Origin of the sequence: Salmonella enterica subsp. diarizonae (assembly GCF_008692785.1) — a bacterium.
GTDB classification, from domain to species: Bacteria; Pseudomonadota; Gammaproteobacteria; order Enterobacterales; family Enterobacteriaceae; genus Salmonella; species Salmonella diarizonae.
In genome coordinates, this window is sequence record NZ_VXJV01000006.1 from 80,355 (window position 1) to 94,909 (window position 14,555).

The following is a 14,555-nucleotide window of genomic DNA, read 5'->3' on the forward strand; positions in this document are numbered from 1 at the left end:
TAAGATAAAGCGGCAGCAAAATTAGCCAGATATAAAAGACAATAATTATTATGGATTCATAGAGAGGATAGTTTATTACACTCCAGGAGAATATCAGTAAAGAGACAAAAGCGGCAAAAACCCAGGAGGTATATAAGCACGTTTTTCTTTTCAAAATAGCCCCCCCTCTCGCATAAGACGATAGCTACAGCTTATGTCCCGTATTACATAACTTCTCCCGACAGGCCTCTTTTACCCATGCTGAAAAATTTTGCGTCTTCTCTGATTTTAACGCGAATTCTATCTGTTCGAGCATGGAATAGGAAAAACGAATATTTTTCGTCACGGTCTTACTTGTCCGGGGCTTGGCTGGCATACACACACCTGTATAACATTTGATGTAACGCCGTTACTTTACGCAGGAGCAAATTGGTGAATTTGATCTGAATCAAAAAGACAGGTTTTCAATAAAAGTTGTGCCGTAAATTGTGAAGTTTGTAGATTTTATGAACATCTGATGTGCCGTTCTCCCCTCATCATCACCGCTATGTATGGGCGTCAGGACGTTCCCCAGCCTGAGCAGAAGTGTTTTTCCACTAAAAAGGACGTTTTCTTAAAGTTTCTGGCGAATAAAAACCACACCCTTTTAAGAGGTCGTTGAACCTGTCGAATGTTCCCACTACACCATTCAGGGATATTAAAACTGCTATGCAAATACAGAGCTTCTATCACTCGGCTTCATTAAGAACCCAGGAGGCTTTTAAAAGCCTACAAAAAACCTTATACAACGGAATGCAGATTCTATCTGGTCAGGGAAAAGCGCCGGCTAAAGCACCCGACGTTCGCCCGGAAATCATTGTCCTGCGAGAGCCTGGCGCAACATGGGGAAATTATCTACAGGATCAGAAGGCGTCTAACCACTCGCTGCATCACATCTATAATTTACAGCATGACCTTCTTACCGTCGCGGCAACGATTCTGGATAGACAAGACCCGGTACTAATGTCAATGGCAAATCAAATGGAGTTAGCAAAAGTTAAAGCGGACCGGCCAGCAACGAAACAAGAAGAAGCCGCCGCAAAAGCGTTGAAAAAAAACCTTATCGAACTTATTGCAAAGCAACAGCAGAGTGGTCTGCCTGCAAAAGAGGCTTACCGCCTTGCAGCAGCGACGTTTAGGGACGCTCAGGTCAAGCATCTTAATAGTCAGCCCTGGCAAACCATAAAAAATACGTTAACACATAACGGGCATCAATATACCAACACGCAGCTCCCTGCCGCAGATATGAAAATCGGCACACAGGATATCTTTCCCAGCGCTTACCAGGGAAAGGGCGTATGCAGTTGGGATACCAAGAATATTCATCACGCCAATAATCTGTGGATGTCTACGGTGAGTGCGCATGAGGACGGTAAAGATAAAACGCTTTTTTGCGGGATACGTCATGGCGTTCTTTCACCCTATGATGTGAAAGATCCGCTTCTGCGTCAGACCGGCGCTGAAAACAAAGCCAAAGAAGTATTAACTGCAGCACTTTTTAGTAAACCTGAGTTGCTTACCAGGGCCTTAGAAGGTGAAGCGGTAAATGTGAAATTGGTATCTGTTGGGTTACTCACCGCGTCGAATGTTCTCGGCAAAGAGGGAACAATGGTCGAGGATCAAATGCGTGCATGGCAATCGTTGACCCAACCGGGAAAAATGATTCACTTAAAAATCCGCAATAAAGATGGCGAACTACAGACGGTAAAAATAAAGCCGGAAATCGCCGCGTTCAATGTGGGTGTCAATGAGTTGGCGCTCAAGCTTGGCTTTGGCCTTAAGACATCTGATAGCTATAATGTCGAGGCGCTACATCAGTTATTAGGTAATGATTTACGCCCTGAGGCCAAACCGGGCGGCTGGGTTGGCGACTGGCTGGCTCAATACCCGGATAATTATGAAGTCGTAAACATATTAGCACGCCAGATTAAAGATATCTGGAAAAATAACCTTCATCATAAAGATGGCGGCGAACCCTATAAACTCGCACAACGCCTCGCAATGTTAGCCAATGAAATCGACGCAGTGCCCGCCTGGAATTGTAAAAGCGGCAAAGATCGTACAGGAATGATGGATTCAGAAATCAAGCGAGAGATCATTTGCTTACATCAGACCCATACTTTAAATGCTCCTGGCAGCCTTCCAGATCGCAGTGGACAGGAAATTTTCCAAAAAGTATTACTTAATAGCGGCAACCTGGAAATTCAGAAACAAAATACGGGCGGGGCGGGAAACAAAGTAATGAAAAATTTGTCGCCAGAAGTGCTCAATCTTTCCTATCAAAAACGAGTTGGGGATGAAAATATCTGGCAATCGGTAAAAGGAATTTCTTCATTAATCACTTCTTGAGTCTTGAGGTAGTATATGGAAAATCTATTAAATCGTTTATATGACGCGTTAGGCCTGGATGCGCCAGAAGATGAACCGCTTCTCATCATTGATGATGAGATACAGGTTTATTTTAATGAATCCGATCTTACTCTGGAAATGTGCTGTCCCTTTATGCCATTGCCTGACGACATCCTGACTTTGCAGCATTTTTTACGCCTGAACTATACCAGCTCTGTGACTATCGGTGCTGACGCAGACAATACTGCTTTAGTGGCGCTTTATCGCTTACCCCAAACCAGTACCGAAGAAGAGGCGCTCACTGGTTTTGAATTACTTATTTCAAACGTGAAGCAATTTAAAGAACATTATACATAATATATCAATATGTTCTCTTCAGGAGATAAAACGCTATGCGTATTCTCGTTGCCTAAAGAGACAAAGCCACAGTCTATATACAAACCAAAGATAACCCCCAGCGAATGTTATTCGCTGGGGTTGGTTTTTAGTGGAAATGTAAGGGGCAAACGCTCATCTCTCTCATGCTGATCTGTTTGTGGGAGAAATTTTATAGTATGCCTGCGTTCGCTGCGCTATTTTCATATCACTATAGCGCACTATTTATCTATTAACTATTGACTATCATCGCAGCTAAACCCGCAGACAGTGTTGCAGCAAAAATCGCAGCAATAGCTACCGCTGTCACACCAACGCCAGCCCCGACAACTGCGGCGGTTTTGCCTTTAGAGATATCTTTTTTCTCAAGTGAGGTCAGGTCTGCCAGCGGAATTACCTGATCGGTACTCGTAATTAATGATTGTGGCGTAACTTTCTGGATAGTCACCGTATCCTGACTGCCATCTTTACATTTATATTGTACTACATCGCCTTCATATAGCGGAGGATCAAGAAGATAGTAGGTATAGTTTCTTTCTAATTGATGCTGACGGAGTTGTACGGGATTATAGGTTGAACATCCCGTCATCATCATGACGGTAGCAACCATCATTCCTGCCAATATTTTTTGATATTTCATCTTTTTTTCTCCCCTTCTTTCTCACCGATTGATAACGACCAATCATAATTTACCGCCAGATAGTTGAGAGTCAGTTAACCGTTATGATGATTTACCCGCCTGTTTATACAATGAGGACGCGCTGCACGACTTTTATAGTGATACTAATAACACAGTCGTTCTAAACCATTACTATACAGCAGTGTTATTGTTTAAATCATTAACATACTCAGACCGTGCGTTACTATATCTAATTTAATAATCACACACTGCACCACAAATAAAAATTCACGCCTGCCATGTATGACCAAAAATATATATCAGGATGAGATGAACATCACTGTCACTCAATTTTTCAATGCCGACTTTGAATTTGTCGATTGCGTCGAATCACCTTCAGGTATAATGAGATAAATAAGCACAACAATCATCATCATAAAAAGTCGAAATGATGCCTCAACGCCGTGGTAAGTTTTAGTAGACATCCACATTCTAAACCATTCACCACCTATGGCAGCAAATCCCGCCAGCCAGAGAATAACCCCTAGTGTAAGGGCAACGATCCCCCATTTTTTTGAGTGAGTAAACTGTTCTGCTGACGCATTCCGGCAACAAAACATAATATATCCGCCATACCATCCAGTCACAGAGATCATTACTTCAAATGCTATAATAATAGAATATGCGATATGATAGGCTATAGGGTTAAGTACCGCTCTGTAACAGATAGTGGAAGACGGTAAAATTGACTCCATAGACATTACTAATTTTACAAATGCAAAATTAGTCTGGTAATCAGTAAGATTACCAAAAGCCACAAGAGTTACATAAAAGGATACGGCAGTAAGCGTTATAATTTTACTATATCTAATAATTAACATAAGTAGCCCTTTTCATGATATGTTTGGCGTAGAACGTAACACACCAAAGATAAACCAGAAGTCACTACGGACAATAAGAGCCAGCCTTCAGTCAATCAAATAAACCAGATGTTTTCATTAGCCGAAAATAATATCCATTGTCGCTATTTTCAGCAAATAGAACCCGTGCACAAGCATGCCTTCGTAAAAACCGGAGAGCCACAACACCACTGCCGTATTTGTCAGCGCTCGTTTCAGGCTAATTACCGCGACAATGCGCACAAGCAGGATGTGAAAAAAGCTATTTCTCAATGGCTCAGGCATCAGCGATACAGTACGAACCACTGAAAGTGGGCATAAACACCGTTATCAGAACCTTAAAAAACTCTTAACAAAGCAGGTAATCAACATTGGCTTTATTACCACAGATGACTGGGGGAGTTATGAACATGAAGTTCCGCCAGAAATCCACTTATAAGCAAGGCATTCACACATCACATTGAGCGACATAATTTGAATCTACGGATACATATTAAGCGACTGGCACGTATATCGAGAGACAACATGAACCCCCTGTATACCCCATAAACTCTTGCACAAATGCAGATGCAGGCCCAACGGAGATAAAAAACAACCTATTTCGGCAGGACAAAAAATGACTCACCTCGAAAAAACCGAGCATTCAGCGGTGATTATTCGAATAGTTTTTTATTATGTAATCATGTTAAATATGATAACGATAATCATTCAGTAATGATAGAAACACATAAACAGAATTATATATTTTCATGAAAATTATTGCATACATACGGCTGATGCAGGGGAATCCATCAGCTATGACCTTTATTTTATTGATTCTTTTTTCCTCCTCCGTACCAGCAAAACAAAAAAACCAGGGAATCGTACATACTGATTTTATTAACTATTTAGTGAATAATGATCCTGTAGGTGTGAAAAATACTCTGCAATATTGTGATAAATGCCTGCAGAATATCGACCCTCTTTTTCTCGACTGGGCTAACGCTATTCTTGAGTATCACAAGAAAAATTATGCTGAATCAATACAATATTACAGAAAAATAATTTCAGCCAGGCCTGACTGGTACAGTGCAAGGTTACAACTGGCCACAGTCTTATATCTGAACAAAGACATTCTTTCGGCTGAAGAGCAACTGAGAAAGTTACGCAGTGAACATCTGACAGAAGAGGCGGCTGGTCTCATTGACAGATTTATTGCCAGGGTACAAAAAACAGATCACTGGTCATTCCGTGGTGGTTTTACATATCTGAATGAAAAAAACATTAATAATGTTCCACCGTCAGGACGTTCCATCAGAGGATGGAAGCCCGAAAAACCGCAGTCGGGTAAAGGGGTGATGTTCTGGGGAGAGGCGGAAAAAAGGTTTTCTCTTCCGGATAATTTTTTTGTTATTACCCGCCTGGCTACTTCAGGGAAAACATACTGGAATAACCATTCTTATGATGAGCTGGATGGCAGTGTTGGCGTGGGAGCAGGTTATCGGAATGTAAATACCATGGTCCAGTTTATCCCATTTTACGAAAAAAGTTATTATAGCGGAGGTCAAACATCAGATGGTGGTTTGCAGTCTTACTCTGATACAACTGGTATCAAGGTGGAAACAGAATTCCAGCTCGCATCACGTTGGCGTTTATATTCAGATGCTAAGTTGGATAAAAATGAGTATAAGAAAAAGACTTACCTTAACGGATATCGCTACTCGCTTAATGAAACTCTGATTTATTTCCCTGATTCACGCCAGTATATTTCTGCGGGTCTGGGATACAGTATGCTCAGAACTGAAGAAAAAGATAGCTCTTTCAATAAGTCAGCATTCCGGGCCGGGTGGATGTACGAATGGGATGGAGGTATATCAACGCTCTTACAAGCTGCTTATGGTTATAAAAAATACCTGGACGGAGACTTCTGGGGAATAAAACAAATGAACCATGAATATAGTACGTCTGTAACAGTATGGCATCGCGATATTTATTTTTTTGGAGTAACACCAAAAATAACATGGAATTATCAGAGAACTGACAGTAATCATCCTTTCTACGACACAGAGAGGAATCGTCTTTTCCTGAGTTTCAGCAAATACTTCTGAGAGGATACAATGAAAACCACTTTTATTATCACCAGCATAATCTTGTCGTGCAGCCTGTTAACGGCCTGCGGTGGCGGAGGGGGAAACAGCAGCAAAACACATAGTACCACCACGAGTGAATCCACTCACGTCGTGAGTATCACCACATCAGGAACCCCCGGTTCATCTAATAATAATTCAGATGAGATAACTGAAACCGTCGGCTCCACGGGAAATGATTCCACCGACAATACGGGGATACCTGCAATTAGTGAAACTAGCGGAACTAGCGGAACTAGCGGAACTAGCGGAACTAGCGGAACTAGCGGAACTAGCGGAACTACGCTACAGAAAGAGCCTGTAATATCAACGCCGTCCAGTGAGACTCGTATTCCAGAGGCTAAGTACAGCTCAGGCACCATCCTTACCCGTACAGTAAATGATACGGACTCCAAAATACTTCATAGAAATGATGTAGTACGCAATCCTGATGCCTTTACTCTCAGAATGAAAGACGGTGAAGTTGTCGTGGATGTCAAACCAATAAATACCGGCGATCCGGCTGACTACCGTGAGCTGGTATCAAAAAATCTTAATATCCTGAGGGATAAAAGTGGTGAGGCTGTCGGTTTTTACGGCATCGTGGAAACGTATACGAGTGAAACTACCCGAAATCTGTCAGGCAAAGAAAAATATGGCAGAATGGATTATATCGTTGCCATGAACGGAGAAGAAAAGAAACTCCCTTCTGTCGCGGCTGACTATACCGGTAAACTTTACTACGATCAGGAGCAGGCCGCAGGAAAAGAAGCCGATATCAGCCTTCGTTATGAAGATCGTCAGGTTACCGGGGCCATACTAGATAAAGATCGCCCACATTTCAGCATGGAAATTGATACCCGAAAACCTCACGAAGTGGACGAAGATGGCAGTTTCATGGCCGTGTTAGTGGGGACGAATAACCGTGCAGACACCAACATGCACGGGTACATTTATGGCAATTTTTACGGAAAGGACGGTGAAATCGTCGCCGGTTCGGTCCACTCTAAAGATGATGACAGCTGGGGTGGCGTGTTCGGGGGAGAAAAGCAGTAATAAATATCAGGAGGTGGTATATCCACCTCCGCTAATTTTAGTGGTGCGGCAGGAATAACCCTGACCGGTCCCCCCGCAGCCCGCAAGGCTGACACAAAATAGGCATCCCCCCGGTCATATTTTTCGAATAACACCGCTAGCCTCCACTCAAAAGACTATAAAAAAGAGTCCGGAATCTGTTTCTTCAACCATTATCTGACAAACCGCACCCTGCCGGAAATCTGTCATATAGTTTATTCATTGTCAGCTCTGCAAGACGATGATCTACTGCCGAATTAAATAACCCAGTTCATCGTTTGAAAGTTTATACCGGTTTGACTCTGCTACTTTCACCTGGGTTTCCTTATTCTGACATTTTCTGAACTAAAAGAACCAGTCCTGTTTATTTTTCTTCATTACTCTCTCTGCTATGAAATTGTTTCTTATTTCCCTGGCATTTATTGCTACCTTTTTCCTTATCTGGTTGTCGATAAGGCATTGACGTAACCAGTCTCATGACAACGGCTAACATGGCCTTACTTAACCTGTTTTATTGATATGAAAATGTTATTGTTGATATAGCCTGAACCGTGCCTGCCTGAATGTCTCCGGTGCGAATATAATTAACTTTAAGACTGACCGCAGGGGCAGGATCTCCCCTGTATGTCGAAAATCGCCACTGGTTTGTATTTCCTTTTACTGAGGAATCTGGGCCGAATCTTAAGGCTTCAGAGTGTCCGTCTTTATATATCTTCAGACCCATCCCTCGTGCTGTTGATGCGTTATCCAGTGAAAGTACCGGGCTCTGGTTTGCCGGGTCCGTTGCATCCGTCAGTGTTGCATATACATCAATGCCATCCTGGCATTTTAACTGTAAATTGAGTTTTCCTCCTGGTACCTCTGAGCCGACTGACGGGAACTGTTTTTTATAGGCGGCAGCTAACTGAACAGTATAGTTACGTTGCGAAAGACTGCATGTTTTTGTTTTAACAAAGAAATTAAAACCGTTCAGAATAATAAATGAGGTGCCTCCCAGATTGTTGACCCCACTGTTACTTGATGTGACTGAAAAGTTTCCCACATGAACAGGGGGGACATTAATCCACCCGGGTGCAAGCCTGCCCAACACAATGACGCCAATCCTTATCGATGCCCCCATTCTTGGGATAAGATACCATCGGCCATTAGGCGGTATAACGTCCATCAGATTATTCCCTTTCATCTCCACTCCTTCGCCAAACCCGCTTTCCTGACTGTCCGCTATCGTAAAAGTCACCCCGATGTTAGGCACACCAATATCGTAAATATCCTGCCCGTTATACTGGCCCACGACCGGACGGGTTATTACAGCCTGCCCTCTGAGATAATATGGCCAGCAGTAATCAAACAAGACGTTTTCACTGTAATAAGCACTTTTACCCACCTGGTACGGATAGGAAGACGCATCAGCGGGAGCATCAAGATTACTGAACCGTATATCCGGTCTGAGAATAAAATTTTTAGGTGTGTTATTGCAGAAACGGGCCGCTGCGCTCTGCCCAGACTGGAAAAGAAAAAGAAGTACAATGAAGTAACGCATTTTAGCCGGCAACGCCTTCATAATCGCAGTCTCCCTATCCTCAGTTACATTGTCGGTGGATAACATGCCTGAGTTTTTCATCTCAGCACCCGTTACAGACCCCGGCTAATTAAGAGCCAGGAATACAGCGCATATTACTTTTCAATAACCACAGTTATTGTTTTTGCGGTTTCATACAGCGGACTGGCAGTATGGTGACTCCGGGTTTATCCGTCTGGCGTTTTACAACAGAGTGATAAGAAAAGATGCAGTGATCAGCAGCATACCGTCCCCATATCACCTTTATGGTTCCTTTATCCTTCAGACCCCGGGCAAAAAGTCGTCCTCCCTGAACAACATACCCAACAGATTTACCCTGAGCATCAAAGGCCTCGGATGCCATAGGAGGGATGCTTCCGTCTGACATTCGTATATCAAACAACATTGCTTCACCTGACTGCGTGGTGAAATTCACCAGCGTCGCACTGTTTGCCCGCGGAATAATTTCCTGTTCTGTCGCTGACAGCTCAACATTCATCGGCAACGCTTCGGGATCGATACTGACCGCATTTTTTTCATAAGGTGTGACAGAAGGGACGATACCGTTTCCCCATGGATCGAGACGATTGCCCGGAGAATTATTAATGGTTGCACCACCGGCGCCTTCCGCATGGATAATAGCGAATGTGTCACTCAGATCGTTACTCAGGGTGATACCAAATGGATGAGCCACGACGGCACCGGAAACGCCAAGCGAGGTCTGGCGGTTATTAAGACTGTCGTTACCGGCTGTCGCGGTTAAATAAGCGTAAGGCGAACGGTAACCGGTACTGGCTGAATATCCGGAACCGCCTTTTTCCATCGCGCTGGCAGAAAGACCATATGAAAACTGATTGTCCTCTCCGGCAACCCCGCTGACCGAGGTCTGCAGGCTGTTTCCGGCACCTTTGCTGCCATTCAGCGTGGTGGATAAGAGCGGACTCTGCTGACTTTCCCCCAGTGGAATGGAGAAATTCACATAAATACGACGATCATCACGCAAATTGTCAGTGTCAAATGACCGGGAATAACCCACCTGGTAGTTCAGCCGCCGATATACGTTACTGTACCCTGCCTGATATTCGCTGCGGGTCCCTTTACGGCTCCAGTAGCTGTATGTTGAACCCGTCAGATAAAGGTTGCCCCTTCCTGCTCCCAGTTCCTGGTTTACTGATAACTGAAACTGGTTTCTCGGGCGAAAGAACATGCTATTTCTGGCCTGGCTGTTTTCGAAATAATCCACCCGGTTAGCCCACATGGCATCCCGCAGGTTGTAAAAGTCTTTTGACATATACCGATAGGCGGCCAGTGTCAGGCTGGTGTTTGTTAATGGCATACTCACATTGTAGCTGGCGTGCAAACTGTACCCTTTTTGCGTACGGTCATTACGGCTCAGTTTCGTCTCCGAGAACGTGATATCAGATGCAATGGCACCAAATGGGGTGTTAAATGCCGCGCCGGCAAGAGCTGCAATATAATGTGGTGTTGCCATCACCCCGGAGTTTACCGTCACATCATTCACTAATCCGTACTGCAGAGTTCCCTGAAAAACAATTTCATCCAGATTATTGTCTGCATACCGGTAGCGGCCTGTTGATACCTGGTATCGGGTATACCCGGGACGGACAAGTTGCGCCACTGAAGCAAACGGAACAGTAAACAGGCGTGTCTGTCCGTTTGCTTCTGTCACGCTGACCGTCAGGTCACCACCATATCCGGAAGGATAGAGGTCATTGACGGTAAACGGTCCAGCCGGAACGGTTGTTTCATAAATGATATTCCCGTTCTGTCTGATGGTTACTTTTGCATTGCTGCTGGCGATACCATGTACCACCGGCGCATAGCCTCTCAGGGAGCCCGGTAACATCCGGTCATCGGATGCCAGTCTCACTCCCCGGAGGCTGACATTTTCCATCAATTCTCCTCCCGTACTGAAATCCCCCACCGTCAACTGACCACGCAGGGCTGCAACATCATGCCGGAGGTTGGTTTCTGTGCTACGGTACCCCCCGGTACGCCCTCCGGACCAGTTTCCCCTGTGTCGTAAAGCAAATCCGGCAAAATTGAATCCTGCTCTGATCCCCAGATACGTCCTGTCTTCCTGTGTACCGGCAACCCGGTAACGGTAATTATTCAGGTTATAGTTAACAAACGCGGCAGGTACCCCCGTCTGCCACTGTGCCGGAGAGATATAACCGCGGGGACGATGGATAAGCAGCGCCTGGGGAATATCGATATTCAGACGCAACTCTGATGGTTCAAACCGTATTCTGGATACCGGTATGACAGAAGAAATATCCGTACAACCGCTGCTATTTTTTATTATCCTGTCACTCAGCGCTTCTTCGTTTAAATCCAGTAATGATAACAGCTCGGGTGTCAGGCAGAGGAGAGTTCTGTCCATACCGGATGAAAGATTAAAACGCAGTACCGCTCTTCCTTTCCATTCTCCATTAAGCCAGATATCGGAGTAATATTCACCCGGCGGAACAGGTTGTCCATGACTGAAACGCTTCACATCAATAATGTTTTCTCCGGGTATATGTTGTAAAAATACCGGATTAAATTCGACATCGGCTGCCGCCAGTACATCCCTGTTTACCAGACACGGCAATATAATGAAAAGCAATAATACCGATGGCCTGCCTGTTGTTGTCCTTTGTAACCGGCATTTGTTTTCCACTGTTCATCCTTTACTTAATTGATGACTTGCCTTCCTCATAACCACCGTAATCATTAATGACAGTCCAGATGACGCTGGCACCGTAAAGGTTTTTCCCCGGCAAGGTGAACTCTTTAACAGAATAAGGTGAAACCATCCCCGGCTGCGTTAATGACTGAATATCTCTGTCAGACTTCAGTGCAATTTTTTTATAGGTAACAAAATAAGGTGTCTGATTATCAGCCCTGAGGAAGATCTGGTTTCCTCTGTTTACCCGTGACCACGTAACCTGTCTGGCGGCATCCGCTACAGATTGATTTAAAGTTGCAGGCCGGAAAAAAAGTTTAATACGACTGCGGACAGCAAGCTGGAGATAATTTACATTACCGACATCCGCCTTTTTTCCTCCGAATTCAGGCCTGGGAGGAATGTCAAGTACATTCAGATAAAATACCGACTCTCTGTCCCGGGGAAGAGGCTCCCCGGTATACATAATTCTTAAAGTCTGTCCTGTTCCCGGTTCTATTCTGGAGACCGGAGGGGTGATGACAAAAGGAACCCTGACAGATCCCGGAGAACCAGACGCATCCCCTGTATCGAGCCATGCCTGAACCAGTGACGGTGAATTATCACCATTCTGGAGCTGCACATTAATACTTTTTTTCTGCTCCGGATATACCACCCGAGTCCCCATAATAACAACGCTGGCGCAGGCAGAAAAAGACAGCAGTCCTGATATAATCAAGAGTATCAGTCCGGGCATGGTAACCTCTGTTCAGACAGGAAAAACCGGATTTGCTGCAAAACACTCAGGGAGAATTATTCGTATGCAATCGTGTAATTCACGGTAGCGGCCACATCCCCGGCTGTTGCAGCGCCTGTTGCATAATATCTGGCGTTATAACGCAGTTTTACATCTGAAGCGTCAATCCGGGTTGCTGTGGTATTCTGAGAGGAGACATCTTTACCCAGGGTAATCGGAGTATTTCCATCGGCGTTTAATAACTGAACCTGCACATTAGTTGCCGTTCCCGTATTATTCAGATTCCCGGTAGTAAAATCAGTGGTGGCGTTGGGTTCAAAATAGGCTTTTACACTTTGACCACCGGAAGACGATCCGGTATCACATCCATTCAACTCAATCACAAATGGTGTTAACGCCGCTGTTTTAGCCGGAGTGTCCAGAAGTGTTTTTGAAACAGCCGGTAGCGTCACGGTTAAATTTTTACTGCCGGTTGTCACCGAACATGTCTGGTCCAGAATTTTTCCCACAAAATTAATTGTGCCGTCATAGGAAAGAACACTGGCGGAAAAAATAAACGACAACATACCTGTGGCGATGAAAGTCTTTTTCATGCAACTGCTCCTCAATAACAGCATTAAGTACGATTACCAGCATCAATGAAATAAATACAGACAAGACCTTTATAAATACAAACCAGGAGTTATCTGACAGAAAGTATTATTGACGGCAACATAAAATTCAACGTGTTTATATCGTTTGATCACTAATTAATTGATAGGAAACAACTATCAAACATTAAAAATCGATCGTCGTTATCGATCTGGCATTCTATTGCCACTTACTTATCTCTTTGTTTTATAATCCCTTAAAAAACATAAAGTCACGAACGGCTTCATTAGCATCCTGGTTTATCTGTTACCAGCTCTGGCTAACGTCATAGCATATGGAATATTCTGAGCGGGCTATCTTTTTAAGCCAACATTATCCACAAAGAAATAATAACCATGTTTATCTCCCCCTGTAATGCCCCTCTTTATCTGATGACTGAAATAATGAACTGACTGCCACCAGTAATCCGCCGATTATCTGCCCTCCATTGCGCTCACATAAAGAGTGATGCACGGTAATACATTAAGGTAAATAAAAACTATTCGGCCTTCCCGAAAGTACCACAGATTACATCCCGGGATACATTATTCCGGGATGCCCGGCAACCCTGACTCACGGGGAAAAATGAATGATAAATCCCGTGCTATTAAACACTAACAGGTAGCGAAATATTAAGTCGATGAATCCGCGAAAATGCCTGGGCAAAGAATTGGCAGGACTGTTTTGCTCTCCACAGAAGCCCGGGATTACGGAGATAAATATCCTGTTTCCAGAACCACTATAACTCACTAAAAATCAGCATGGTAAACCGCCGGATTACCCTTTTACCGCATCAGTAAAACTCATCTCCTATACACATTTCACGACGTGATATTTTACGTTATTCATTTTTTAGGATTTATCTGTTCATTTCTACAATAAAAGTCATGTAAATTGTGTGCCATTGCACAGATAACAATCAGGCTGGAAATAAGTTTGCCAGTTTCAGCCGATGAATAAATGCGCCTTAATAACACATCTGTGCGACTGGAGAGGTGATGTTAAATCTCCTTAACATTCAGTTGCTACTGCCCGCTTTATTCCCCGTGAGCGGGACTTTTTACTCGCAAATGTCTCTGATATCACAAAGGTTGCCATGCCCGGATATTACAGAATCCCCCCCGGATGGGAAAACAGAAGACGAAGACAGGATGACGATGTGCTTCTGGAGGCCACGGTGACTGTAGATAAGACAATACAAATACAGGTAGAAAATACGTTCATTCGATGGCTAAAAACGAGGGAAAAGGGGGCAGTTTCTCTTGATAATAAAAAGATAACATGCTGGTACTGTGGCGGAGTATGGCTTCATTACACTGTCAATACTAATGTGATTTCTTTATACCTGCACTCGGGAGGCGAGGATGCCTTTGACTCTCTGGCTGACTGTGCAAATGAAATCGCCCGGCTTTTATATCAAAACCACTCTGACGTCAGCATCAAATGGACTGAGCATCCACACCGGCGCAAATACCTTAAGGATACGACGGGCACTTAACCGAT

14 protein-coding genes and 1 pseudogene are annotated in these 14,555 nt (G+C 44.1%); 7 read left to right on the top strand and 8 right to left on the bottom strand.

Annotated features, from left to right (window positions below; genetic code table 11):
* Nucleotides 1–74: 74 nt before the first annotated feature.
* A complete protein-coding gene (locus F4V72_RS13550) occupies nt 75–176 on the top strand; it encodes a hypothetical protein (RefSeq protein WP_044136463.1) in 102 nt (33 codons plus the stop codon).
* 8 nt (nt 177–184) lie between these two features.
* Here the strand turns inward: F4V72_RS13550 and F4V72_RS13555 are convergent, their stop codons facing one another.
* Nucleotides 185–355, bottom strand: a complete 171-nt coding sequence (locus F4V72_RS13555; RefSeq protein WP_023248731.1) for a YlcI/YnfO family protein — start codon at nt 353–355, stop codon at nt 185–187.
* Between the two features lie 332 nt (nt 356–687).
* Here F4V72_RS13555 and F4V72_RS13560 point away from each other — a divergent pair, with 332 nt between their 5' ends.
* Both F4V72_RS13560 and sigE read left to right on the top strand, forming a co-directional pair.
* A complete protein-coding gene (locus F4V72_RS13560; protein ID WP_088734029.1) occupies nt 688–2,367 on the top strand; it encodes a type III secretion system effector inositol phosphate phosphatase in 1,680 nt (559 codons plus the stop codon).
* A gap of 15 nt (nt 2,368–2,382) precedes the next feature.
* A complete protein-coding gene (gene sigE / locus F4V72_RS13565; protein ID WP_023248733.1) occupies nt 2,383–2,724 on the top strand; it encodes a type III secretion system chaperone SigE in 342 nt (113 codons plus the stop codon).
* A gap of 250 nt (nt 2,725–2,974) precedes the next feature.
* On the opposite strand, the gene F4V72_RS13570 is transcribed toward sigE, so the two are convergent.
* Nucleotides 2,975–3,382, bottom strand: coding sequence for a hypothetical protein (locus F4V72_RS13570; RefSeq protein ID WP_053510719.1), 408 nt, complete (start codon nt 3,380–3,382; stop codon nt 2,975–2,977).
* Nucleotides 3,383–3,708: 326 nt separating this feature from the next.
* Complete coding sequence (locus tag F4V72_RS13575; RefSeq protein ID WP_023248735.1) at nt 3,709–4,242, bottom strand: DUF2165 family protein; 534 nt, start codon at nt 4,240–4,242, stop codon at nt 3,709–3,711.
* Between the two features lie 290 nt (nt 4,243–4,532).
* Here F4V72_RS13575 and F4V72_RS24810 point away from each other — a divergent pair, with 290 nt between their 5' ends.
* The 4 genes from F4V72_RS24810 (at nt 4,533) to F4V72_RS13595 (ending at nt 7,421) form a co-directional block, all read left to right on the top strand.
* Complete coding sequence (locus F4V72_RS24810; protein ID WP_071891266.1) at nt 4,533–4,613, top strand: IS1-like element transposase; 81 nt, start codon at nt 4,533–4,535, stop codon at nt 4,611–4,613.
* 106 nt (nt 4,614–4,719) lie between these two features.
* Nucleotides 4,720–4,809 carry a hypothetical protein gene (locus F4V72_RS24815; RefSeq protein ID WP_380913895.1) on the top strand — a complete coding sequence of 30 codons (90 nt, stop codon included), beginning with the start codon at nt 4,720–4,722 and terminating at the stop codon, nt 4,807–4,809.
* A gap of 200 nt (nt 4,810–5,009) precedes the next feature.
* The gene (locus F4V72_RS13590; protein ID WP_053510724.1) at nt 5,010–6,347 is read left to right on the top strand and encodes a surface lipoprotein assembly modifier; all 1,338 of its coding nucleotides are present in this window, start codon (nt 5,010–5,012) and stop codon (nt 6,345–6,347) included.
* Nucleotides 6,348–6,356: 9 nt separating this feature from the next.
* Entirely contained in the window at nt 6,357–7,421 is a 1,065-nt protein-coding gene (locus F4V72_RS13595) for a transferrin-binding protein-like solute binding protein (protein ID WP_121767776.1), read from the top strand.
* Between the two features lie 184 nt (nt 7,422–7,605).
* On the opposite strand, the pseudogene F4V72_RS13600 reads toward F4V72_RS13595, so the two are convergent.
* The 5 genes and pseudogenes from F4V72_RS13600 to F4V72_RS13620 all read right to left on the bottom strand — a co-directional run bounded on the left by F4V72_RS13600 (nt 7,606) and on the right by F4V72_RS13620 (nt 13,015).
* A pseudogene (locus F4V72_RS13600) lies at nt 7,606–7,817 on the bottom strand (Hha/YmoA family nucleoid-associated regulatory protein).
* A 133-nt stretch (nt 7,818–7,950) separates the two neighbouring features.
* Nucleotides 7,951–9,060, bottom strand: coding sequence for a fimbrial protein (locus F4V72_RS13605; protein ID WP_232081681.1), 1,110 nt, complete (start codon nt 9,058–9,060; stop codon nt 7,951–7,953).
* Between the two features lie 73 nt (nt 9,061–9,133).
* Nucleotides 9,134–11,626 carry a fimbria/pilus outer membrane usher protein gene (locus tag F4V72_RS13610; RefSeq protein ID WP_232081682.1) on the bottom strand — a complete coding sequence of 831 codons (2,493 nt, stop codon included), beginning with the start codon at nt 11,624–11,626 and terminating at the stop codon, nt 9,134–9,136.
* Nucleotides 11,627–11,690: 64 nt separating this feature from the next.
* A complete protein-coding gene (locus F4V72_RS13615; protein ID WP_053509657.1) occupies nt 11,691–12,422 on the bottom strand; it encodes a fimbria/pilus periplasmic chaperone in 732 nt (243 codons plus the stop codon).
* 56 nt (nt 12,423–12,478) lie between these two features.
* Nucleotides 12,479–13,015, bottom strand: coding sequence for a fimbrial protein (locus F4V72_RS13620; protein WP_023247011.1), 537 nt, complete (start codon nt 13,013–13,015; stop codon nt 12,479–12,481).
* Nucleotides 13,016–14,555 lie beyond the last annotated feature (1,540 nt).